23 protein-coding genes and 1 pseudogene are annotated in these 19,805 nt (G+C 64.3%); 8 read left to right on the forward strand and 16 right to left on the reverse strand.

The genetic code is table 11. From position 1 onward, the window contains the following. Positions 1–122 precede the first annotated feature (122 nt). The 4 genes from SIN08_RS12180 to SIN08_RS12195 form a co-directional block, all read right to left on the reverse strand. Positions 123–542 (reverse strand): carboxymuconolactone decarboxylase family protein, encoded by a 420-nt coding sequence (locus SIN08_RS12180; RefSeq protein ID WP_322451843.1) that lies wholly within the window; start codon positions 540–542, stop codon positions 123–125. Continuing rightward, positions 472–906 carry a MerR family transcriptional regulator gene (locus tag SIN08_RS12185; RefSeq protein ID WP_322451844.1) on the reverse strand — a complete coding sequence of 145 codons (435 nt, stop codon included), beginning with the start codon at positions 904–906 and terminating at the stop codon, positions 472–474. Before SIN08_RS12185 ends, SIN08_RS12180 begins: the two co-directional genes overlap by 71 nt. 332 nt (positions 907–1,238) lie before the next feature. Beyond that, a complete protein-coding gene (locus tag SIN08_RS12190) occupies positions 1,239–1,961 on the reverse strand; it encodes a response regulator transcription factor (protein ID WP_322451845.1) in 723 nt (240 codons plus the stop codon). Beyond that, positions 1,958–2,485, reverse strand: coding sequence for a MarR family winged helix-turn-helix transcriptional regulator (locus tag SIN08_RS12195; protein ID WP_322451846.1), 528 nt, complete (start codon positions 2,483–2,485; stop codon positions 1,958–1,960). Before SIN08_RS12195 ends, SIN08_RS12190 begins: the two co-directional genes overlap by 4 nt. Positions 2,486–2,725: 240 nt before the next feature. Here SIN08_RS12195 and SIN08_RS12200 point away from each other — a divergent pair, with 240 nt between their 5' ends. From SIN08_RS12200 to SIN08_RS12210, 3 genes are all read left to right on the forward strand, one after another. Further along, positions 2,726–3,619, forward strand: coding sequence for a branched-chain amino acid aminotransferase (locus SIN08_RS12200; protein WP_322451847.1), 894 nt, complete (start codon positions 2,726–2,728; stop codon positions 3,617–3,619). 106 nt (positions 3,620–3,725) lie between these two features. Beyond that, positions 3,726–4,001, forward strand: coding sequence for a hypothetical protein (locus SIN08_RS12205; protein ID WP_322451848.1), 276 nt, complete (start codon positions 3,726–3,728; stop codon positions 3,999–4,001). 94 nt (positions 4,002–4,095) lie between these two features. After that, positions 4,096–4,752 (forward strand): MBL fold metallo-hydrolase, encoded by a 657-nt coding sequence (locus SIN08_RS12210; RefSeq protein ID WP_322451849.1) that lies wholly within the window; start codon positions 4,096–4,098, stop codon positions 4,750–4,752. A gap of 62 nt (positions 4,753–4,814) precedes the next feature. On the opposite strand, the gene SIN08_RS12215 is transcribed toward SIN08_RS12210, so the two are convergent. The 5 genes and pseudogenes from SIN08_RS12215 to nhaC all read right to left on the reverse strand — a co-directional run bounded on the left by SIN08_RS12215 (position 4,815) and on the right by nhaC (position 9,041). After that, on the reverse strand, positions 4,815–5,237 hold the full coding sequence (locus SIN08_RS12215) for a BA14K family protein (RefSeq protein ID WP_322451850.1): 423 nt from the start codon (positions 5,235–5,237) through the stop codon (positions 4,815–4,817). Positions 5,238–5,471: 234 nt separating this feature from the next. Beyond that, positions 5,472–5,684: a cold-shock protein gene (locus SIN08_RS12220; RefSeq protein ID WP_322451851.1), complete on the reverse strand. Its 213-nt coding sequence runs from the start codon at positions 5,682–5,684 to the stop codon at positions 5,472–5,474. Positions 5,685–6,075: 391 nt separating this feature from the next. Next, a pseudogene (locus SIN08_RS12225) lies at positions 6,076–6,873 on the reverse strand (cation diffusion facilitator family transporter). Positions 6,874–7,004: 131 nt separating this feature from the next. Further along, entirely contained in the window at positions 7,005–7,217 is a 213-nt protein-coding gene (locus SIN08_RS12230; RefSeq protein ID WP_322451852.1) for a cold-shock protein, read from the reverse strand. A 306-nt stretch (positions 7,218–7,523) separates the two neighbouring features. Beyond that, on the reverse strand, positions 7,524–9,041 hold the full coding sequence (gene nhaC / locus SIN08_RS12235) for a Na+/H+ antiporter NhaC (protein ID WP_322451853.1): 1,518 nt from the start codon (positions 9,039–9,041) through the stop codon (positions 7,524–7,526). Between the two features lie 138 nt (positions 9,042–9,179). On the opposite strand from nhaC, the gene SIN08_RS12240 reads away from it, so the two are divergent. After that, a complete protein-coding gene (locus SIN08_RS12240) occupies positions 9,180–9,692 on the forward strand; it encodes an Lrp/AsnC ligand binding domain-containing protein (RefSeq protein ID WP_416208056.1) in 513 nt (170 codons plus the stop codon). Positions 9,693–9,721: 29 nt separating this feature from the next. Here the strand turns inward: SIN08_RS12240 and SIN08_RS12245 are convergent, their stop codons facing one another. Further along, a complete protein-coding gene (locus SIN08_RS12245; RefSeq protein WP_322451855.1) occupies positions 9,722–10,285 on the reverse strand; it encodes a DUF2239 family protein in 564 nt (187 codons plus the stop codon). 127 nt (positions 10,286–10,412) lie between these two features. Here SIN08_RS12245 and SIN08_RS12250 point away from each other — a divergent pair, with 127 nt between their 5' ends. Then, positions 10,413–10,931 (forward strand): histidine phosphatase family protein, encoded by a 519-nt coding sequence (locus tag SIN08_RS12250; RefSeq protein ID WP_322451856.1) that lies wholly within the window; start codon positions 10,413–10,415, stop codon positions 10,929–10,931. A 46-nt stretch (positions 10,932–10,977) separates the two neighbouring features. On the opposite strand, the gene SIN08_RS12255 is transcribed toward SIN08_RS12250, so the two are convergent. Beyond that, the gene (locus tag SIN08_RS12255) at positions 10,978–11,640 is read right to left on the reverse strand and encodes a dihydrofolate reductase family protein (RefSeq protein WP_322451857.1); all 663 of its coding nucleotides are present in this window, start codon (positions 11,638–11,640) and stop codon (positions 10,978–10,980) included. A 198-nt stretch (positions 11,641–11,838) separates the two neighbouring features. On the opposite strand from SIN08_RS12255, the gene uvrB reads away from it, so the two are divergent. Continuing rightward, the gene (gene uvrB, locus SIN08_RS12260; protein WP_322451858.1) at positions 11,839–14,745 is read left to right on the forward strand and encodes an excinuclease ABC subunit UvrB; all 2,907 of its coding nucleotides are present in this window, start codon (positions 11,839–11,841) and stop codon (positions 14,743–14,745) included. Between the two features lie 245 nt (positions 14,746–14,990). Beyond that, positions 14,991–15,344 carry a DUF1428 domain-containing protein gene (locus SIN08_RS12265; protein WP_322451859.1) on the forward strand — a complete coding sequence of 118 codons (354 nt, stop codon included), beginning with the start codon at positions 14,991–14,993 and terminating at the stop codon, positions 15,342–15,344. Between the two features lie 62 nt (positions 15,345–15,406). On the opposite strand, the gene SIN08_RS12270 is transcribed toward SIN08_RS12265, so the two are convergent. Both SIN08_RS12270 and SIN08_RS12275 read right to left on the reverse strand, forming a co-directional pair. Further along, positions 15,407–16,144 carry an aspartate/glutamate racemase family protein gene (locus SIN08_RS12270; protein ID WP_322451860.1) on the reverse strand — a complete coding sequence of 246 codons (738 nt, stop codon included), beginning with the start codon at positions 16,142–16,144 and terminating at the stop codon, positions 15,407–15,409. A gap of 73 nt (positions 16,145–16,217) precedes the next feature. Beyond that, positions 16,218–17,573, reverse strand: coding sequence for an NCS1 family transporter (locus SIN08_RS12275; protein WP_322451861.1), 1,356 nt, complete (start codon positions 17,571–17,573; stop codon positions 16,218–16,220). Between the two features lie 223 nt (positions 17,574–17,796). Between SIN08_RS12275 and SIN08_RS12280 the strand changes: the two genes are divergently transcribed. Beyond that, entirely contained in the window at positions 17,797–18,486 is a 690-nt protein-coding gene (locus SIN08_RS12280; RefSeq protein WP_322451862.1) for a GntR family transcriptional regulator, read from the forward strand. Between the two features lie 130 nt (positions 18,487–18,616). Here SIN08_RS12280 and clpS read toward each other — a convergent pair whose 3' ends face one another. The 3 genes from clpS to SIN08_RS12295 all read right to left on the reverse strand — a co-directional run bounded on the left by clpS (position 18,617) and on the right by SIN08_RS12295 (position 19,581). Then, a complete protein-coding gene (gene clpS, locus SIN08_RS12285; RefSeq protein WP_322451863.1) occupies positions 18,617–18,922 on the reverse strand; it encodes an ATP-dependent Clp protease adapter ClpS in 306 nt (101 codons plus the stop codon). Positions 18,923–19,028: 106 nt separating this feature from the next. Next, a complete protein-coding gene (locus SIN08_RS12290; RefSeq protein WP_322451864.1) occupies positions 19,029–19,253 on the reverse strand; it encodes a KTSC domain-containing protein in 225 nt (74 codons plus the stop codon). A 112-nt stretch (positions 19,254–19,365) separates the two neighbouring features. Further along, entirely contained in the window at positions 19,366–19,581 is a 216-nt protein-coding gene (locus SIN08_RS12295; RefSeq protein ID WP_322451865.1) for a hypothetical protein, read from the reverse strand. Between the last annotated feature and the right edge of the window lie 224 nt (positions 19,582–19,805).

A 19,805-nucleotide genomic window follows, 5' to 3' on the forward strand; every position in this document is an offset into this window, starting at 1 on the left:
AAGCGCGGGATAGCCGTTTTGTGCCGACCCCGATCATTCAAGAACGCTTGCTTCGCACTTGAAGCGGCTGCAGCCGGAGCATTTTGCTTCAGGTGCCCGCTGCAGCCGTCGAGGTGTTTTCATCATGCGGTCGCGTTGGCGCTGGTTCCCTCGCCCGCCGCGAAGACCCGCTTGGCCGCAAACAGGCCGTTGAGTGCGGCTGGAAATCCTGCATAGACCGACATTTGCATCAGGATCTCCACGATTTCTTCGCGGCTGAGACCGCAATTCAACCCCGCTTGGATATGCACTTCGAGCTGTGGCGCGGCGTTGCCCATCGCTGCAAGCGCGGCAATGGTTGCGATCTCACGATCGCGCAGGGTAAGGCCGGGCCGGCAGTAGATATCGCCGAACGGGAATTCGAAGAGATAGGTGGCAAAGTCGGGAGCTATGCCGTCCAGCGCTTCAATCACGTTCCGGCCGGCCGCGCCGTCAATGGCGTCCAGTGCTCGCCGCCCGCGTTCCAGCCGGCTTTCGTCTGCGTCGGGAAAGGTCTGCGTCATAGTCTTCGATCCTCTTTTCCTCTTCGGCATAGCCGCCGATCTTGGTGTCGAGGACGAGAAGACAGGCTTGAAGCTCGGCAATGTGAGCCCGCACCTTCTCGCGATGCGCTTCCAGAAGCGCGCGGCGGTCCGGTCCGGTTTCCGGCCCTTCTTCGCGCCATGCCGCATAGCGCAGCATCTCGCGAAGCGGCATGCCGGTGGTCTTCAGCCGGCCGAGAAACTCGATCCAGATCAGGATCGAGGCGTCGTAGTCGCGCTGACCGGAACTATTGCGATCTGCACGGGGAAGCAGGCCAATCCGCTCGTAATATCTGAGCGTATGGGCCGACAAACCGCTGCGTTTCGCGAGTACTCCGATCTTCATGTCACCTGCTTCTCATCACGACGCAGGGGAAGCTACGGGTTAAAGGGCACTCTAAGTCAAGGGCATTCTTACGAGCCTCGCTGAGCGGTGCATCTCAAGCAAAAACCGCGCTACGCAGGCACGCCTAGGCAACCAGCCCCCACCGGGGGTTCCGATTTGATCTTCCGCAAATGGCGGGGCTGGGCTCAATCGGGCTATTTTTCGTGCCGGATCCAATGACGGCAAAGGGGGACCCGCTGCATGACCGACGATCCCGCAAGGTCGGTTTGATCTCCCGGCCGTGCCGTCTCAGGGCCGATCCTGTCCGCTCCCCGGAGATCGCGGACGGTGGCCTACTCCACGCTCAGCCGATATCCCACGCCGCGCACGGTCTGCAGCCAGACGGGGTTGGACGGGTCGCGTTCGATCTTGCGGCGCAGGCGGTTGATCTGCACGTCGATGGTGCGCTCGCCCACCTCCGAGTCCTCGCCGACGAGTTCGTGGCGGGGGATCGTCTCGCCGGCGCGCTCGGCGAAGATCGCCATGATCTCGCGCTCGCGGTCGGTGAGCTTCAGCGGCTGGCCGGCGCATTTCAGTTCGCGGCGGGTAATCTGGAAGGTGTAGGGGCCGAAGACCACCTGCTCCAGCTTCGGCGGGGACTGCGGGCCGCCGCGGCGCAGGATGTTGTTGACCCGAAGCACCAGTTCGCGCGGGTCGAAGGGTTTGGCGAGGTAGTCGTCCGCGCCGGCTTCCAGCCCGGCAACCCGGTTGTCGGTCTCCGAGAGCGCGGTCAGCATGAGAATAGGGACGCTGTTTGCGCCGCGCAGGTGCTGGGTCAGCGCGACGCCGTCCTCACCGGGCATCATGACGTCGAGGACGATGAGATCGAAGTCGAGGCCGTTGAGCTTGCGGCGCGCCTCGGCCGCGTTGCCGGCAACCGTGACGCGAAAGCCGTTCTCGCTCAGAAAGCGATGCAGGAGGGTGCGTATGCGCGTATCGTCGTCGACCACGAGAAGGTGCGGCGCATCGTCGGGCGGCGCGCTGGCGCCGTTTTCCAAAAGATCGCTTCCGATCATTCTTCTTCCCCTTGCTCGCGCGTCGCTTTCGAGGACCGCCTGTCGAGCTGCGTCCTGAGCTCGGGATTCACCATCGCTCGCAGGAACCGCTCGAGCGCGGCTCGATCTTCGATGCCCGCTTCATCAAGTGCCGCATGGATGCGGCGGGACTGTGGCAAGGCCAGCGCCAGAGCCAGCGCGCGGCCCTTCTTGGTCGGGTAGAGCTCGCGCTGGCGCCGGTCGCGCGGACCCTGCACCTGCACGATGTGGCCGGTGTCGACGAGTTGCTTGAGTACGCGCGCCAGGCTCTGCTTGGTGATGCTCAGCACCTCCAGGAGTTCCGCCACTGTCAGTCCCGGCCGGCGGTTGACGAAGTGCAGCACGCGGTGGTGGGCCCGTCCGAAACCGTAGCTGGCGAGGATCGCGTCGGGATCGGAGGTAAAGTCCCGGTAAGCGAAAAAGAGCAGCTCGATGAGCGTGAAGTCGACCTCATCGTCCACCTCGGTTTCCTGACGTGGCTCGCTGGGCTGGATTGGGCTCGTCATCGTCGCTTTCCCGGTGGATTAAATTTATGTCAGCTATGTTGACATAATTAGCCCGGATTGATAATTTTTGCCAAGCTTTTCGGCACATGGCGAACAAAAAAGACGTGCCGAGGCCGGTTTTCCGGAACTTCCTGTAAAAGGCGTTTGCTTCGGCTTGGGATGTTTCGGCATAATCGAATTTTGGTCCGCTTTGCCCTGACGCTGTGAGGATCGGGGCGCATGTCCTCAGGAGAGGGTATTATGGCATCTGTTCCTTTCGACCAGCTTGACGGCTATATCTGGTTCAATGGTGAGTTCGTCAAATGGGCGGATGCGAAGATTCACGTACTCACGCACGGGCTGCATTATGCCAGTGCGGTGTTCGAGGGCGAGCGGGCCTATGGCGGCCGGATCTTCAAGCTGACGGAGCATACCGAGCGGTTGCACGAGTCGGCGCGCATTCTGGGTTTTACCATTCCCTGGTCGGTGCAGGCGATCGATGAAGCCTGCTGCCAGCTTCTCGCCAAGCAGGGGCTGCAGGACGCCTATGTGCGCCCGATCGCCTGGCGCGGCAGCGAGATGATGGGTGTGTCGGCGCAGAACAACCGCATCAATCTCGCCATCGCCATATGGGAATGGCCGAGCTATTTCGATCCGCAGCAGCGGCTGAAGGGCATCCGCCTGGACATGGCCGAATACCGCCGGCCGGATCCGCGCACCGCGCCTTCGAAGTCGAAGGCGGCCGGCCTTTACATGATCTGCACGCTCTCCAAGCATGCGGCCGAGGCGAAAGGCTATTCCGACGCCCTGATGCTCGACTGGCGCGGCCGGGTGGCCGAGGCCACGGGTGCCAATGTCTTCTTCGTCAAGGGCGGCGTCCTGCATACGCCGACGCCAGACTGCTTTCTCGACGGGATCACGCGCCGCACCGTCATCGATCTGGCCCGCCGGCGCGGCATCGAGGTGATCGAGCGCGCCATCCAGCCGGAGGAAATGGCTGATTTCGAGCAGTGTTTCCTGAGCGGCACCGCCGCGGAGGTCACCCCGGTTTCCGAGATCGGCCCCTACAATTTCCAGGTCGGCGAGATCACGCGCCTGCTGATGAACGACTACGCGGACGAGGTGCGGCCCGGCCAGCGTATGGCCGCGGAGTAGCAACCGCTCCGGCGCCGCCCCGCAACCTCCGGTTTGACTCTCAGCCGATTCGGCCCTCTCATGCGGGGGCCGGCGATTGGCGTCGGCGCTACTTGGAGGGGTTGATATGGAAGCGCTTCTTCCAATCATCGTTCAGGCCGTAGCCGGCATCATCGGTGGAGAGGCCGTCGGTGCCGCGTTCAAGAAGGCGGCCATGGGGCAGGTTGCCCGGATCATCAGCGGTGCCGTCGGCGGTATCGGCGGTGGCGCACTGCTTGCCGGCGTCGGTGGTGACGCCGGGATGCTGAGCGGCCTTCTCGGCGATGCCGTCGGTGGCCTCGTCGGGGGCGGCGTGCTGTCCGGCGTGGTCGGCGCGGTGATGGGAACCACCAAGAAAAGCTGACGTTTGGGGACAAGTGCGAACGGGCGGCCGGGCCGCCCGTTCCATTTGCGCCACCTTCTTCACGGCGCGCAACAAGAGGGGAAAAGAGGCAGGCATGGGCACACTCAGGGCCGGCATCGTGACGGTGACACCGTTTCAGGAGAACTGCGCCATCCTCTTCGACGAGGAGGACAAGTGCGGCGTGGTGGTCGATCCCGGCGGCGAGGCCGACCGTATCCTCGAGGCGATCGACAAGGCGGGTGCGCGGATCGAAGCCATCTGGCTCACCCACGGCCATATCGATCATGTGGGCGCGGCGATGGAGTTGAAGGGCGCGCTCGGGGTCGACCTCGTCGGGCCCCACGAGGCCGACCGCATGCTGTTGCAGAACCTCGAGGCCCAGGCGCGCATGTTTCAGCTTGCCGCGCCCCTGCGGGCGGTCACGCCCGACCGCTTCCTCGTTGAAGGCGAAACCGTCTCCTTCGGCGATCACGTCTTCCAGGTGCTGCACTGTCCCGGCCATGCACCCGGTCACGTCGTCTTCTACAACGACAACGCGAAGTTCGCGCATGTGGGCGATGTTCTGTTCAATGGCTCGGTCGGCCGCACGGACCTGCCGGGCGGCGATCACGCCACCCTGATCCGCTCGATCAAGGACAAGCTGCTGCCGTTGGGCGACGACGTCGGTTTCCTGTGCGGGCACGGCCCCGGCGGCCGCTTCGGCGACGAACGGCGCAACAACCCGTTTTTGACAGGGCCGGTGGGCGAATAGGGGTGAAGGAGTAGGACAGTACGCTGTCGCTGCTCCCCCAGTGCCCTACGGCCTTCCTCTCTTCACCTGATCACGCAGAAATGCCGCTGGCCGTCATAGCCCATGAAGGTGCCGGAGCTCGGATCGAAGCTGCGGTAGCGGGCGTCGCAGGCGCGGTACCATTCGCGGCTCCAGGGTTCGGGCGCGTAGTGATAGGTTGCCCTGCCGCGATAAACCGGAGCGGGACGATAATACTCGCGATAGACCGGGGCGGGGCGGTAATAGCGTCGCGGCGGATCGATGTAGACCCTGTCGTTGTAGTAGCGCGGCTGTGACAGCGCACCGCCGACGATCGCGCCGATTGCCAGGCCGGCAATACCTGCCGCCAGCGCATTGTCGTTGTCGCGGTGATGCCGCCGCCAATGGTCCGCGTGGGCCGGGATGGTCGAGATGGTCGTCGCCGCCACCGCAAGTCCGAGAATGGCACCTTTGAGAAACCGTCTCATCGTTCTGTCTCCATGTAACGCGCGCTGTCCGCTCGCGCGGTAATGCCGGGACGCTACGACCCCGTAGCTGAACGGTTTCTGAATGGTAAACGCGGCAATCTGGGGGCAAAGCCCGCCGGCCGGCTCGAAAAGAACGGCCTTCACGCCTTCCGCATGGGCGGAAACAAGAAATGCCGGCCCGCAGGCCGGCACGGTATCGATCGTTGGTGGCTTGCGGCCGGGGGCCCGGCGTGCTTAGCCGATGGCCAGATTGACGGCTTTGGGACCCTTGCCACGCTTGTCCGGCTCTGTGTCGAAGGTCACCTTCTGGCCGTCCTCGAGGCCCGGCAAGCCGGAAGCCTGCACGGCCGAGATATGCACGAACACGTCCTTCTGGCCGTCATCCGGCGTGATGAAACCGAAGCCTTTGGCATGGTTGAAGAATTTAACGATACCGCTCTGCGACATGGGAAGAGTCCTTTCTCCCTTCGATCATCGTAGTTGGACCACAGTCGGATCTTGGCCATGGTCTGGGTGTATCGGTCCTTTACTGGGGGAGAAGAAACAGTCAGCTTCGCGCGCAATCCTGCGGATTTTGCTCTGCGCGACTTCCCGGGTGCCTTTGTCGTGTCGTATGCCGGGGCATGCTATTCCAGTCTCCGGGCCGGCAAATGCCCGAACGGGACAAAGTGTCCCTTATTTTCAAAGAACGGGCAAGCGAAAGTTTTGTGTCGAAAGCCGGCTATTCGTTCCGGATCAGTTTCCCGTCATGTCCGGTCCGCCAGTTCCACCTCAATGGTCGCGTGGGCGATGTCATGGCGCTCGTGGAGGATGGTCTTCAAACGCTCCTTTGTGCGCGTCACCACGCCCAGGTCGTGCTCGCTGAAGGCGAGATGGACCTCGATCGCCGTCTGCCCCGGTATCGCCTCCCAGACATGGAGGTGGTGCACCTGCGCCACCCGGGCGCCGCCTTCAGTTCGCGCAAGAGCGCGGCGTAGTCGAAGTCCTTCGGCGCGCTCTCCATCAAAACGGCGATAGCCTTGCGGATCTCACGTGAGCCGTGGAAGAAAATGTAGCCGGAAATCAGCGCCGTGACGGCCGGGTCCACCCAATGCGCCGCAGGCCCGCAGGCCATGATGGCGAGCGCGCCGCCGATGACACCAAGGGTGGCGAGCGCATCGGCGACCATGTGAAGGAAGGTGCTGCGTACGTTGAGGCTGCCGGTCTCGGTGCGCAGCACCTAGGCTGCTGCGGCATCCTCCACAAGGGCGATCACGTCGACGGCGAGCATCACCCCGCCGGCCACCGCACCCGGATCGAAAAGCCGGTACGCGGCCTCGTAGAGGAGATAAAGGCCGATGACGATGAGGACGGACAGGTTGATGAGCGCGCCGACGGTCTCGGCGCGGGCATAGCCGAAGGTGCGCAGGCGATCGGCCCGGCGCAGCGAGATACGCCAGGCGATGTAGGAGACGAGCACTGAACCGGCATCGGACAGGTTGTGGGCCGCGCCCGCCATGAGCGCGAGCGAGCCGGAAACCAGCCGGCCGACGAACTCGGCGAGGGTGATGGCGAGATTGAGTGCAAGAGCGATGAGAAGGCGCCGGCCGCGGGCGGAACTGGACCTGCCTGCGGCATTCGAATGCGAATGACTCATCCTGCCCTCCGCCGCAACGTTCCTCGGCGCGAGGGGTTCCCGCCGGTGCAGGATGCCGGCGGCAAAGAAAAAGCGCGGCGATCGCCCGCCGCGCCCGATCTCCTTTGATCGCCGCCTGTGCGGCGCGGGGCTTACGCCGCCGAGAGGTTCACCGCCTTCGGGCCCTTGCCCATGCGGTCGGGCTCGACGTCGAAGGAAACCTTCTGGCCGTCGACGAGCGAGCGCATGCCCGATGCCTCGACTGCGGAGATGTGAACGAAAACGTCCTTTGCCCCATCATCCGGCGTGATGAAGCCGAAGCCTTTGGTGGCGTTAAAGAACTTTACGGTGCCGGTCTGGGCCATGGGAAACTCCTTTTCCCGTTGGTTAGGTGCGTCTGCGCAACGCGCGCAGTTTCGCGGTCGTCGAGAGCTTACGATTTCGGGGAAAGGGGTCGTCCAAAAACACGTCCAGTCTCCGGGTCTGCAACCACCCGAGCGCCCGCAAGCATTGACACGAAACGATGACGAAAGCAAGACACCGCGCCGGCCGAAAAGGCGCCTCCCGTTTCCAAGCGGGCTCGCACGGGCACACCGGAGATCCTTGCGCCACCACACAAGAGAAGCCCCTGCCGGTGGGCAGGGGCTTGCGATGAAATGAGGGGCGTCCCCTCAGGTGGTCGCGACGGGGCTCGGGCTTTCCTCTTCCTCCTCCTGCCAGCCCTGGTCCGTCAGATCGGCAACCGCCTCTCCGCTCTCCTTCCAGCCTTCGATTTCGGCTGCGCTGGCGCGCGGGGAGAAGAGTCCGGTAAAGGCATAGATGATGCCCAGAACCGGAGACAGCCAGCACGCGAAGGCAAGCGGGATGTAGAGCAGGTTTTCCAGATTTCCGCTGGAGACTCCGAGCGCCAGCGCGCTGATGACGAACGCACCGCCGGCGTTCCACGGAACGAGCGGGGAGATCAGCGTTCCTCCTTCCTCGACCGCGCGTGACAGGTTGAGGGTGGAGTATCCCATGCCGCGGTAGACCGGCGCATACATGCGGCCGGGCAGGGCGATCGAAAGATAGGGGTCGCCGGCCACCAGATTGGTTGCCATGGAGGTGCCGATCGCCGCGGTCTGAATGCCGGCGAAGCTGCGAATCTTGGTCATGATGACCTTGATGATGGTTTCCAGGCAGCCCGTCCGCTCCAGCGCGCCGCCGAAGCCGAGTGCGATGAGCACTAGCGAGATCGTCCACATCATCGACTGGATGCCGCCGCGGTTGAGGAGGGAGTCCATCGCCTCGACGCCGGTCTCGATGGAATAGCCGCTGTTGGCATAGGTGAAGATGGCGTGCAGTCCCTCGCCCTGGGCGAGCATGGCGGTAATGCCGCCGGCCACCGCGCCGGCGAAGAGGGACGGAATGGGCGGCATTCGCTTCACCGCAAGGACAATCACCAGAAGCGCGGGCAGGAGCAGCCACGGCGAGATCAGGAAGTTTTGCTGGAGCGAGGCGGTGATGGCGTTGATCCGGTCGAAGGAGACATCGCCGCCCTCGATGACGGCGAAGCCCGCGAAGAGGTAGATCGCAAGGGCGATCAGCATGGCCGGGACCGTCGTCGGCATCATGTTCTTGATGTGCGAGAACACGTCCGTGCCCGTCACCGCCGGGGCGAGATTGGTGGTATCGGAGAGCGGCGAGACCTTGTCGCCGAAGAAGGCACCCGAAACCACCGCACCGGCGGTCCAGTACATGGGAATGTCGAAGCCGGCGCCGATACCCATCAGGGCGAGCCCGACCGTGCCGACGGTGCCCCAGGAGGTGCCGAGCGACAGGGAGACGATCGCGCACAGGATCATGGCCGCGGCCAGGAAGATCTGCGGCGAAAGGATCGTCAGCCCGTAATAGATCAGCGTCGGCACGGTGCCGCTGGCGATCCACACGCCGATGATCATGCCGACGGTGATCAGCACCGAGACGGAGGGCAGCGACACATGAATGACGTGAAAGACTCCCTTCTCGATATCATTCCAGGTGAAGCCCAGCTTGAGGCCGACAAGGCCGGTGATCGCCAGACCGATGGCCAGGGGCACGTGGGGCGTGAAATCGCCGAAGTAGAAAAGCTGCACCCCCAGGACGAGGAGGGTCAGGAGCACAGGGGTGAGGGCCAGTGGAAGCCCGGGCAGGGCCCTGTCGGTTGAAGACATCGAACTCTCCCATTTTTTTTGATCGCGTGGAAAGAAAATGCCGCATGACAATTTTGAAGCTTTTTCTTTCTCCTGGAGAGTAGCAGGACAATAGTAGTTTATGGCCCCAAATTCGCCTATAAATCAGGCAATTTTCCTATGAAATTTGACATTTGGGGGAATATCGACATGTCTGCAAGCAGCCTGGATCTCACGGATTTGCGCATCCTCGAAGAAGTGCAGAAGGAGGGGAGGATATCGGTGGTCGAGCTTTCGCGCCGCGTCAGCCTGACGAAGACGCCCTGCGCGGAACGGCTGCGCCGGCTCGAGCGCTCCGGGGTGATATCCGGCTATTTCGCCCGGCTCGACCCGGTCGTCATGGAGGCGGCCCACATCGTCATGGTTCAGGTGCAGCTCAGGGGCACGACGGCCGACGATCTGGACGCCTTCAACCGGGCCGTCGCCCGCATCCCGGAGATCCAGTCATGTCACATGATCGCCGGCGGCTATGATTATCTTCTGAAGGTCAGGACGCGGAACATCGAGGCCTACCGCAAGGTGCTCGGAGACGTGATCTCGAGGCTGCCCGGCGTGCAGCAGACCCAGACCTACGTGGTCATGGAAACGGTCAAGGACGAGGTCACCTTGCCCGTTCCCCGTTCCAGGCCGTAAGCGCGGCCCCGTGTGGCCCGGACCGTCGCTCAGTCGCTTTCGAAAGCGGGTGCGGCAAGCCGTTCCAGATAGGCCTTCGGATCGGCCGGCCAGGAGGCGATCAACGCCCGAAACCGCGCCCGGTCGCCGGCGTAGAGGGCCCGTGCGGCTTCTTCATAGCCCGGCTGGTCGCCGAGCATGGCCATCATGAAGCGATCCGCTGCCGCCTGCGCCTGCCGCTTCCTCTCGCCTGCGGCGTCCGTCTTGCGCGCCGCGTCCACCAGCCTGCGCAGCGCGGCTGAGGCGCCGCCCGGCTGCTGCCCCAGCCATTCCCAATGGCGCGGCAGCAACGTCACCTCCCGTGCCACCACGCCGAGCTTCGGCCGGCCCGGGCTGCGCGGCAGGGCGGACCCGGCGAGGCCCGCCGCGACGTCCTCGGCGCTTCCCGACAGGTTGAAGTCGACCTGACGGCCGGTGGTGTCGTCGAAGACAAGAATGTTCTCTTCCCTCCCATCCCGTTTCAAGGTCAGCGCAACGTCGAGCCGCGTACCGGCGGCGACGCGCCGTTCGCCCGCGAATGCGGTGCAGGTCGTTTCCCGGTCGCTGGATGGCATCTCCGTCTCCTTTTGTTTCCCCTATTATACCCGGGTGAAATATGGCGGCAATATTGCCCGGGTAAAAATCGATTCCGCGCCGCGCTTTCCTGTGCTACGCGGAGGCGGTTGAGCGACGGAGGATCGCATGAAGGAACTCCTTCTCCTGCGCCATGCGAAGTCGAGCTGGGACGATCCGTCCCTGGACGATTTCGACCGCCCGCTGGCACCGCGCGGGCGCAAGGCGGCACCGCTGATGGGCAGGACCATGGCCACGCGCGGCTGGGTGCCCGACCGTGTGCTGGTCTCGGCCGCGCTGCGCACCCGCCAGACTTGGCGGCGGGTCGCGCCGGCGCTGGGAGAGGGGGTGCCGCAGGCCGAACACGACAAAGACCTCTACATGGCCTCCGCCGCGCGCATCCTGAAACTCATCAACGGTGTCCCGGCGGATACGCGGCGGTTGCTCGTCGTCGGGCACAATCCGGGCATCGGCGATCTGGCCCTTCGTCTGGCGGCTCCGGACTCCGATCCCGCAGCCCTGGCGCGCATGGAAGCGAAGTTTCCCACCGCCGCGCTCGCACATTTCACCTTCGCGCAGCCATGGTCGGCCCTTGAAACCCGTTCCGCGCGGCTGACGGCATTCTTGCGTCCGAAGGAGCTCGCCTGAGCGCCGGCCAGGGCAACCGGATTGCCCTCGGCCGGCCTGTCATGCCCTATGTCAGGTTCCTGCGGCGCTCCAGCTCCGCCTCGGACGGCTCTTGCATTGCGAAGGAACCGGTCTTGACCGTGCCGTCGCGGACATACCTGCACATGATGACTCCGGTGCCGGACGTCTTGGAACTGGCGAGCTTGAAGCCGGCGGGCACGACGCCGTTGCCGAAGAGCCTCTTTCCCTTCCCCAGGACGAGGGGGAAGATCGAGACGAAGAGCTCGTCGACCAGATCGTTCTTCAACAGGGTCTGCAGGAAGTCGGTGGATCCCTGTGTGAGCAGGTTCGGCCCGTCTTCGCTCTTGAGCATGCGCACGGCGGCAACCGCGTCCGGGCCGAGCGTTTGGCTGTTCCGCCAGGCGAGCTTCAGGTCGGGATTGCGCGTGGCGACGTACTTGTTGATCTTGTCGAAGAGCGCACCGATCGGGTCGCCGGGCTCCACATAGGGCCAGTGCGCGGCGAAGATGTCGTAGGTCCTGCGGCCAAGCAGGAGATCGAAGGGCTCGCCGAACATGTCGTTCATCACGGCATCTCCCAGCGCTTCGTCGAAAAGCGGGGCCACCCAGCCGCCGTAGCGGAATCCGCCCGTCGGATCTTCCTCCGGCCCCCCGGGTGCCTGCATCACGCCGTCGAGGCTCACGAACGCTCCGGTAACGATCTTTCTCATAGCTTTTCTCTTCTCTTGCGTGTTGATCCTGCACCAGGACGTCCGAAGCCGCGGCGATCCGACAGGGGCGAGGAAAAACCGCCGCCCGCCTCTCCTGACAGCCTCGTGTCAGCAGCCGTGCGGGCTGCCCTGGTGGCTGCGCATTCGTGACTATCGCCCCCCTTTCATTCGCGCGCGCAATTCTCCATATTCGGCCACATGGCCAACTCCTCCGACAAGAAGCATGGCGGCTTCGCCGAGTCGCCGCAGCCCTCGCTTTCGGGCGCCCCGCTGCCCGGCACCATCTCGGATTGGGCCGAGGAGATCACGCGGGAGGCGGAAAAGCCGGTGAAGCCGAAGAAGAAGATTCCCGAGCGTTCCACCGCGCCGGGGAAGACGGCGCGCGGCACCTCCATGGGCGGTGCGGCCTCGGCCAAGGAGCGCACCGCCGCCGGCCTCAACCCCGTCGCCGGCCTCGACGTTTCGCTGGAGGAGGCGGAAGGGCTGACGGCGGGCGGCGTGACGGCCACCGTGGCCGCGCTTTCCAGGCTGATCGAGGGCGGCGATCCCAACCTGAGATCCAGCTGGGTACCCCATCGTCCGCCGCGCCCGGAAAAGACCGAAGGCGGCATTCCCTTTCGCATGGCCTCGGAGTATCAGCCGGCCGGCGACCAGCCGACGGCCATCCGCGACCTCGTCGAAGGGGCCAACGAGAACGAGCGCACCCAGGTGCTCCTCGGCGTCACGGGCTCCGGCAAGACCTTCACCATGGCCAAGGTGATAGAGGAGACGCAGCGCCCCGCGCTCATCCTCGCCCCCAACAAGACGCTCGCCGCACAGCTGTATGGCGAGTTCAAATCCTTCTTCCCGGACAACGCGGTCGAGTATTTCGTCTCCTACTACGACTACTACCAGCCGGAGGCCTACGTCCCGCGCTCGGACACCTATATCGAGAAGGAATCGTCCATCAACGAGCAGATCGACCGCATGCGCCACTCGGCCACGCGGGCGCTGCTCGAGCGCGACGACGTCATCATCGTCGCCTCCGTCTCCTGCATCTACGGTATCGGCTCGGTCGAGACCTACACGGCCATGACCTTCCAGATGGCGGTGGGCGACCGGCTCGACCAGCGCCAGCTCCTCGCCGACCTCGTTGAGCAGCAGTACAAGCGCCGCGACGCCGACTTCCAGCGCGGCTCCTTTCGCGTGCGCGGCGACACGATCGAGATCTTCCCCGCCCACCTGGAAGACCGCGCCTGGCGCATTTCGCTGTTCGGGGACGAGATCGAGCAGATCACCGAGTTCGACCCGCTGACGGGCAAGAAGACCGACGACCTGAAATCGGTCAAGATCTACGCCAACTCGCACTACGTCACCCCGCGCCCGACGCTCAACCAGGCGATCCGCTCGATCAAGGCGGAGATGAAGGAACGCCTCGTCGAGCTTGAAAGGGCCGGCCGCCTGCTCGAAGCCCAGCGCCTCGAACAGCGCACCCGCTTCGATCTCGAGATGCTGGAGGCCACCGGCTCCTGCGCCGGCATCGAAAACTATTCGCGCTATCTGACCGGCCGCGCCCCCGGCGAGCCGCCGCCGACGCTCTTCGAGTACGTGCCGGACAACGCGCTGGTCTTCGTCGACGAATCCCACGTTACCGTGCCGCAGATCGGCGCCATGTACCGCGGCGACTTCCGCCGCAAGGCGACGCTCGCCGAATACGGCTTCCGCCTGCCCTCGTGCATGGACAACCGGCCGCTCCGCTTCGAGGAGTGGGACGCCATGCGGCCGAGCACCATCGCCGTTTCCGCCACGCCGGGGAACTGGGAGATGGAGCAGTCCGGCGGCGTCTTCGCCGAGCAGGTCATCCGCCCCACCGGCCTCATCGATCCTCCCGTCGACATCCGCCCGGCCAAGAGCCAGGTCGACGACGTTCTGGGTGAAATCCGCGAGACCACGAAGGCCGGCTACCGCACGCTCGTCACGGTGCTCACCAAGCGCATGGCCGAGGACCTCACCGAATACCTGCACGAGCAGGGCATCCGCGTGCGCTACATGCATTCCGACATCGACACGCTGGAGCGCATCGAGATCATCCGCGACCTGCGGCTGGGCACCTTCGACGTGCTGGTCGGCATCAACCTTTTGCGCGAGGGCCTCGACATCCCCGAATGCGGCATGGTCGCCATCTTAGACGCCGACAAGGAAGGGTTCCTGCGCTCCGAGACCTCGCTTATCCAGACCATCGGCCGCGCCGCGCGCAATGTCGACGGCCGCGTCATCCTTTATGCCGACAACGTCACCGGCTCCATGGAGCGCGCCATCGGCGAGACCTCCCGCCGCCGCGAGAAGCAGCTCGCCTATAACGCGGCCAACGGCATCACGCCGGAATCGATCAGGAAGAACATCGGCGACATTCTCGGCTCCGTCTACGAGCGCGACCATGTGCGCGCCGATCTCAAGGGTGCTGCGGGCGAGGACCTCAACAATCTGGTCGGCAACAACCTCCAGGCCCATCTCGAGCATCTCGAGAAAGCCATGCGCGATGCCGCCGCCGATCTCGACTTCGAGGAGGCCGCCCGCCTGCGCGACGAGATCAAGCGCCTGCGCGAGACCGAGCTCGCGGTCATGGACGACCCGCTCGCCCGCGATGCCGGCGTGGAGAACACGCAGAAGAGCCGGCGCGAGAAGGCGAAGAAGGGCAAGCCCGGCGGCCGGCCCCCACAGCCGGGAGGAGAGGGCGTCGCCCCCTCCACTTCGTCATCCTCGGGCTCGACCCGAGGACCCATGCCCGAGAAGAACCGGCCGTCCGCCGGCGCTTCAGAAAGCTCCCTCTTCCACAAGCCGGACCTCGACGAAATGGGCACCGCCGGCGCCCACGCTGAGCCCACCGGCCGGAGCCTCTTCCGCAAGAACACGCTCGACGAGATGACCGTCGGCCGCACGGAGAAGCCGAGGGGAAAGGCGAAGCCGACCCATCCTCTCCCTGAGGAGGCGCAAAACACCGTCTCGAAGGACGAGGGTGACGTCTCCGTCCGCCGGCACAAGCCCGGCGCCGGCTCCTATGAAGACCCGGTGGAGGAACGCGAGCGCCGCCGGCGCCCGAAGAAGACGGGCCGCCCCGGTCGGTAGCCGCCTCGCGCGGAGTTCAAAAGCGCGGCTGATATAGGCCCACTGCCAAGGTGCCTGGCTGCCGCGGCGGGCATTGCCGGTCTTCGGGCTCGCAATGGCGGCGCAGCACGGGCAGAACGCCGTTCGACGGAAGATCGCGCACCGCCGGCAATGCTGCACCGACATGAAGATTCTCATCACACCCTTGTCGGATGCAGGGCGCCTCCTGCGTCCTCGGATCGTCAACCAACCGGAAGGAAGTTCCCATGTCCTACGTCGATGGTTTCCTGGTCGCCGTGCCGAAGGCCAATCTCGAGACCTACAAGGAAATATCCCGCAAGGCCGGCGAGGTCTGGATGGAGTATGGCGCGCTGTCTTACGTCGAGACGGTGGCCGACGACGTGCCCTACGGCGAACTCACCTCCTTCCCGCGCGCCGTCCAGGCTAAGGATGACGAGATCGTCATCTTCGCCTGGATCACCTATGAGAACCGCGCCGCCCGCGACAAGATCAACGCCAAGGTGATGGCCGACCCGCGCCTGCAGGGCGACGAATGGAAGGACGTGTTCGACGGAAAGCGGATGATCTTTGGAGGATTTGAGATGGTGGTGGAGATGTAGGCAACCGATAGAGGGGAGGGGCCCCTACTCCACGAAATATGTAACGTGACCGGGTTTCCCCTTTAGCTCCTTGCAACCGACATCCCGTTGAGCCCCGTAAAAGTCTTGGCGATCGGATAGGCGAGGTCGCCGTGTTTGCTGGTGGCGAGGCCGCAGGCGACGAGGGCTTCGACGAATTTCACCGCCACGGTGACGCCGTCGATCACCGGGACCCCGATCTCGCGCTCGATCGCCTTGGCAAGGTCGGCCATGCCGGCGCAGCCGAGAACGATGGCGCCCGCTTCGTCTTCGTCGCGGGCGCGGCGGCACTCTTCTGTGATGATGCGGCGGGCATCGGAACGCTCGTCCTCCAGCGCCAGCACTTCGAGTTCGCAGGCACGGATGTTGCGGCAGAACGGCGCCATGCCGTAGGACTTGGCGAGATGGTGGGCGATGATCTTGGTGCGCCCGAGTGTCGTCACCACCGAGAACCCGGTGGCGAGGAAGCTCGCCGCGTGCATCGCCGCCTCTGCGATGCCGAGCACCGGTCCGGACGCCACCTCACGGGCGGCGAGCAGCCCCGGATCGCCGAAGCAGGCGATGACATAGCCGTCCACACCGTCCGCCTCGCCCTTGCGGATTTCCTCGAGAAGCGCGGCGGCGGCGATCGCCTCGTCGTAATGTCCTTCGATCGAAACCGGACCGCATTCCGGGTTCACCGCGATGATCTCGGTGCCCGGCCCGGCCACGGCACGGGCGGCGGCGCCGATCTTGGCCGTCATGCTGGCGGTGGTGTTGGGATTGATCACCTTGATGCGCATGCGCGCGTTCTCCGGATATTGGTTCCAAGGATGGCGCCCCGGCGGACGAAACCCGCCGGAGCGCGTCTTCTCGTCAGGCGCGGAAACGCTGCGCCGGGCCCCAGTATTGCATCAGAAGCCAATAAATCAGCCCGGCGGGAATGAGGCTCGCATACCAGGATACCGCCGAGAAGGTCAGCGCGACGACCGCGCCGATCAGCGAAGCGATGATCGCCGCCCAGTTGACGCCGCGGTAGGGGCCGGCCTCGTCGTAGAACTTGGTGACGTCCAAGGTGCGCTTGCGCACCAGGTAGTAGTCGACCACCATCACCGCGAAGATCGGACCGAGGAAGGCCGAATAGGTCTGCACGAAGATCTGCAGGCCGGCCGCACTCTCGTCCTTGACCAGTTCCCAGGGGAAGGTGGCGAAGGCGAGGAACCCGACGATCACGGTCGAGAGCTTGAAGGGCAGCTTGAAGATGTCCATCAGCACGTAGGTGGGCGGGATGACGTTGTTCAGGACGTTGGTGGTGACCTGCGCGAAGGCGATGAAGAGCAGCGTCACGATCAGGAGCGGCTTGTTGTCGACCGCGTTGGCGAAGACCTGGATCGGGTCGGTGACGCCGGTCGCGCCGGAAACCATCAGACCGATCAGGCCCATGAACAGCGTTACCGGCAGGATCGACATGGAGTAGATGGTGACGAGCAGGCTCGGCGGGGAGCCGTGCATGTGCTCGCGCGAATAGTCGCTGACGTTCAGGATCATCGTCGAGTAGATGCCGAGGAACAGCATCGTCGCGCCCCAGAAGGGCAGGCCCCAGGTGCCCTCAACGTTGACGAGATTGGCGGTGATCTCGGCGCCGAAGCGGTTGATGACGCTGACGAACATGTAGATCAGCGAGCAGAGGATGAAGACCGCGCCGATGTTCTCGAGCCACTTGATGCCCTGAAAGCCGAGCACCGAAAGGCCGATCTGCAGCAATTGAAAGATGATGAACCAGGCCACGAGGTTGTCGAAGCCGAACATGGTGGCGGTCACCGCGTTGAGCGCTCCCGCCCCGATCCAGCTCTGAAAGCCGTACCAGACGATGGCCGGCAGCGCGCGCACGATCCCGGGGAAGCGGGTGCCCGTGAAGCCGAAAGCGCTGCGCGCCTGGACCATGAACGGAATGCCGTACTTGTAACCGGCTGCGCCATTGATGGTCAGGGCGACGCCGATGACCAGGCAGCCGATGGCGATCGCAAGGGTCGCCTGCAGCAGGTTGAGCGTGCCGACGATCGACGAGCCCATGGTGAAAGTGCCGATCGAGACGCAGCCGCCCATCCAGGCGAGCAGGTAGGATGTGCGCCCCATGATCCGGGTCTGCTGCGGGGCAAGCGATTCCTCTCCAATATTCTTGCTCTGCACGCCGATTTCAGGCGGCGCCGCAAGATCCTGAGCATTTGCCATTCGATTTCCTCCCTAATGCCCCGCCGGGCGATTTCGACCGGGCTGGCATGCTCCTCCTTCCAGCCATGGCACTCCCGCGGAGAGATCGCCTGCCGTTCAGGCGACCGTCAACAATATTGTTGACTTTACTTTTCGATATTGTCAACAATCTTTGAGCGCATAGTGGACAACTCCAAGCATTGCCGCTATCGCTGTTCAAAACACCGTCTCCTGAGAGAATTTCATGCTGACGTCGAAATTGAACGCGTCGTCACCCACCGAGGCAATTTACGAACGGATCTGGAGCGCCATCGCCGAGCGCAACCTGCGCCCAGGCACACGTCTCAAGGAAGAGCAATTGGCGGAGATCTTCGCCGTGAGCCGGGCGCGGGTCCGGTCCGCACTTGCCGCCCTTGAACGTGACGGTCTTGTCAAACTGGTTCCCAACCGGGGAGCTTTCGTCGCCGAGCCGACGATCGAAGAGGCTCGGGACGTCTTCTTTGCGCGCTCCACCATCGAGGGACGGCTCGTCGAGCGACTGTGTGCGAATGCGGGCACCGAAGCAATCGACCGCCTCAAGGCCTATGTCGCCGAGGAGCGGGCCGCTGCGGAGCGCCGCGACAGGGCCGCCGCAATCCGGCTTTCAGGCGGCTTCCACCTGCTGATCGCAGAACTTGCCGGCTCGCCATACCTGTTCGAGGTGTTGCGGGACCTCGTCTCCCGGACCTCGCTCATTACAGCCATGTATCAGCCCCAGAGCGAACAGGACTGCGGACCCGACGAACATGAGGAGATCGTCGCCATGATCGGCCGTGGCGACGCCGAGGCCGCCAAGCGCGCCATGGACCACCATCTGAACCATATCGAGCATCAGTTGAACCTCGAACAGAGTGACGAGCGCCCCCGCCAGCTGCGAGAGATACTGTCTCGATAGCAACCTAGAAGAGAATCGGGATTCGACCGAGCGCACCGCCCGGTGAAGAAAGAGTCTGATATCCGCGACTGGCGGACTGCTGTGTGCAGCCCTACGAAAGCTCGGCGATGCCGGAGCGGTGTGGCCGCCTCTACTCTTCCGGTTCCGTCTCGAACCGCAATGGATATCCCTGCGCTTTTCCCGCATCCGTCGCGCGGGTCGCCTTCGTCTCGGCCACGTCCTTCGGAAACACCGCCACCACGCAGGCGCCGCGGCGGTGGGCGGTGATCATGACGCGGTAGGCCTGGTCTTCGGAAAGGTGGAATTCCACCTTCAGCACCTTCACGACGAACTCACGCGGAGTGAAGTTGTCGTTGAGCAGGATGACCTTGTGCAGGCGCGGGCGCTCGACCTTGGACCTGGCTTTCACGCGCGGTTTGGTGGTGGTGTCGCTCATCGGAAAACCCTCTCCGCTGCCGGCGGGCGGGGCGCGGGATGATAATCGCACGCTGTCGCCCGTTGGTCCAGACGGGCCGCGGGCGGCGGAACATCGGGTTCAAGGTTCAGCCGACTCGCGTGTGGCGATAGCGGTCGAGGATTTCCCGGTGCAGGAAGCGGCCGGCGGATTCGGCGGATTTGAAGCGGGCGAAGACCTCCCGCGGTACGCCGTGGTAGACATAGACGCCGCCGCTGGCAAAGGTGACCTCGAGTGCCTGCCGGCCGGCGAAGTAGCGGATGGCGCGCACGGCGGTGGAATCGGGAAAGCGGGTCCTTTCGACCTGTGCCACGGCTTAGACAACCCCGGTTGCCTCGTCCGGCAAAACTGCCGGAAACGCGCATGGTTCCGCGCCGCCGGCGATGCAGCGCGGGAAAATCGTCGGGATCGCTGCCGGGCCTCTCCTATCCGGCGTCTTCGAGCCCGGCCTGCACGAGGCCGAGCGGCGTGCGCCGGCCGAGCGACCAGGAGCGCATCACACGGCTGGCCACCCTCTCGCGGTTGACCTGATCGGCACGGTCGATACCAAGCTCCGCACAGACGGCTTCAACCGCACTGCGGATTTCGGCCAGATCCTTGGAGTCATAGACACCCACATTGGCCATTCCGGACGTTTGCATGCCCGGTCTCCTTCAACCTATGCGCTGTCGAACGCCTGTCCCTTCTCCGGGCCGGTCTATCGCCGGCAGCAGGCGGTGCGCCTCACCTTGTCGGCCGCTTCTCGGGAGCGGTCATCATGGTAGCATGATGCACGAATGTGGCGGGCGCGTGAAGCTATTTTGATTCGCTTTTGACGCCGTCAAGAGAAAAGTGCTGTACGCTGCCCGTTATCCATCGGAAAAAG

Origin of the sequence: Chelativorans sp. M5D2P16 (assembly GCF_034427935.1) — a bacterium.
GTDB lineage: Bacteria > Pseudomonadota > Alphaproteobacteria > Rhizobiales > Rhizobiaceae > Chelativorans.

Bases quoted from the DNA above. Each gene is read 5' to 3' on its own strand.
- SIN08_RS12295 (WP_322451865.1), bottom strand. From the start codon at position 19,581: ATGCAAACGTCCGGAATGGCCAATGTGGGTGTCTATGACTCCAAGGAT.
- SIN08_RS12270 (WP_322451860.1), bottom strand. From the start codon at position 16,144: ATGCGCATCAAGGTGATCAATCCCAACACCACCGCCAGCATGACGGCC.
- SIN08_RS12220 (WP_322451851.1), bottom strand. From the start codon at position 5,684: ATGTCGCAGAGCGGTATCGTTAAATTCTTCAACCATGCCAAAGGCTTC.
- SIN08_RS12180 (WP_322451843.1), bottom strand. From the start codon at position 542: ATGACGCAGACCTTTCCCGACGCAGACGAAAGCCGGCTGGAACGCGGG.
- SIN08_RS12245 (WP_322451855.1), bottom strand. From the start codon at position 10,285: ATGCCATCCAGCGACCGGGAAACGACCTGCACCGCATTCGCGGGCGAA.
- SIN08_RS12185 (WP_322451844.1), bottom strand. From the start codon at position 906: ATGAAGATCGGAGTACTCGCGAAACGCAGCGGTTTGTCGGCCCATACG.
- SIN08_RS12280 (WP_322451862.1), top strand. From the start codon at position 17,797: ATGCTGACGTCGAAATTGAACGCGTCGTCACCCACCGAGGCAATTTAC.
- SIN08_RS12240 (WP_416208056.1), top strand. From the start codon at position 9,180: ATGAAATTTGACATTTGGGGGAATATCGACATGTCTGCAAGCAGCCTG.
- SIN08_RS12200 (WP_322451847.1), top strand. From the start codon at position 2,726: ATGGCATCTGTTCCTTTCGACCAGCTTGACGGCTATATCTGGTTCAAT.
- nhaC (WP_322451853.1), bottom strand. From the start codon at position 9,041: ATGTCTTCAACCGACAGGGCCCTGCCCGGGCTTCCACTGGCCCTCACC.
- SIN08_RS12195 (WP_322451846.1), bottom strand. From the start codon at position 2,485: ATGACGAGCCCAATCCAGCCCAGCGAGCCACGTCAGGAAACCGAGGTG.
- SIN08_RS12210 (WP_322451849.1), top strand. From the start codon at position 4,096: ATGGGCACACTCAGGGCCGGCATCGTGACGGTGACACCGTTTCAGGAG.
- SIN08_RS12230 (WP_322451852.1), bottom strand. From the start codon at position 7,217: ATGGCCCAGACCGGCACCGTAAAGTTCTTTAACGCCACCAAAGGCTTC.
- SIN08_RS12215 (WP_322451850.1), bottom strand. From the start codon at position 5,237: ATGAGACGGTTTCTCAAAGGTGCCATTCTCGGACTTGCGGTGGCGGCG.
- SIN08_RS12250 (WP_322451856.1), top strand. From the start codon at position 10,413: ATGAAGGAACTCCTTCTCCTGCGCCATGCGAAGTCGAGCTGGGACGAT.
- SIN08_RS12255 (WP_322451857.1), bottom strand. From the start codon at position 11,640: ATGAGAAAGATCGTTACCGGAGCGTTCGTGAGCCTCGACGGCGTGATG.
- SIN08_RS12265 (WP_322451859.1), top strand. From the start codon at position 14,991: ATGTCCTACGTCGATGGTTTCCTGGTCGCCGTGCCGAAGGCCAATCTC.
- SIN08_RS12205 (WP_322451848.1), top strand. From the start codon at position 3,726: ATGGAAGCGCTTCTTCCAATCATCGTTCAGGCCGTAGCCGGCATCATC.
- SIN08_RS12275 (WP_322451861.1), bottom strand. From the start codon at position 17,573: ATGGCAAATGCTCAGGATCTTGCGGCGCCGCCTGAAATCGGCGTGCAG.
- SIN08_RS12190 (WP_322451845.1), bottom strand. From the start codon at position 1,961: ATGATCGGAAGCGATCTTTTGGAAAACGGCGCCAGCGCGCCGCCCGAC.
- clpS (WP_322451863.1), bottom strand. From the start codon at position 18,922: ATGAGCGACACCACCACCAAACCGCGCGTGAAAGCCAGGTCCAAGGTC.
- uvrB (WP_322451858.1), top strand. From the start codon at position 11,839: ATGGCCAACTCCTCCGACAAGAAGCATGGCGGCTTCGCCGAGTCGCCG.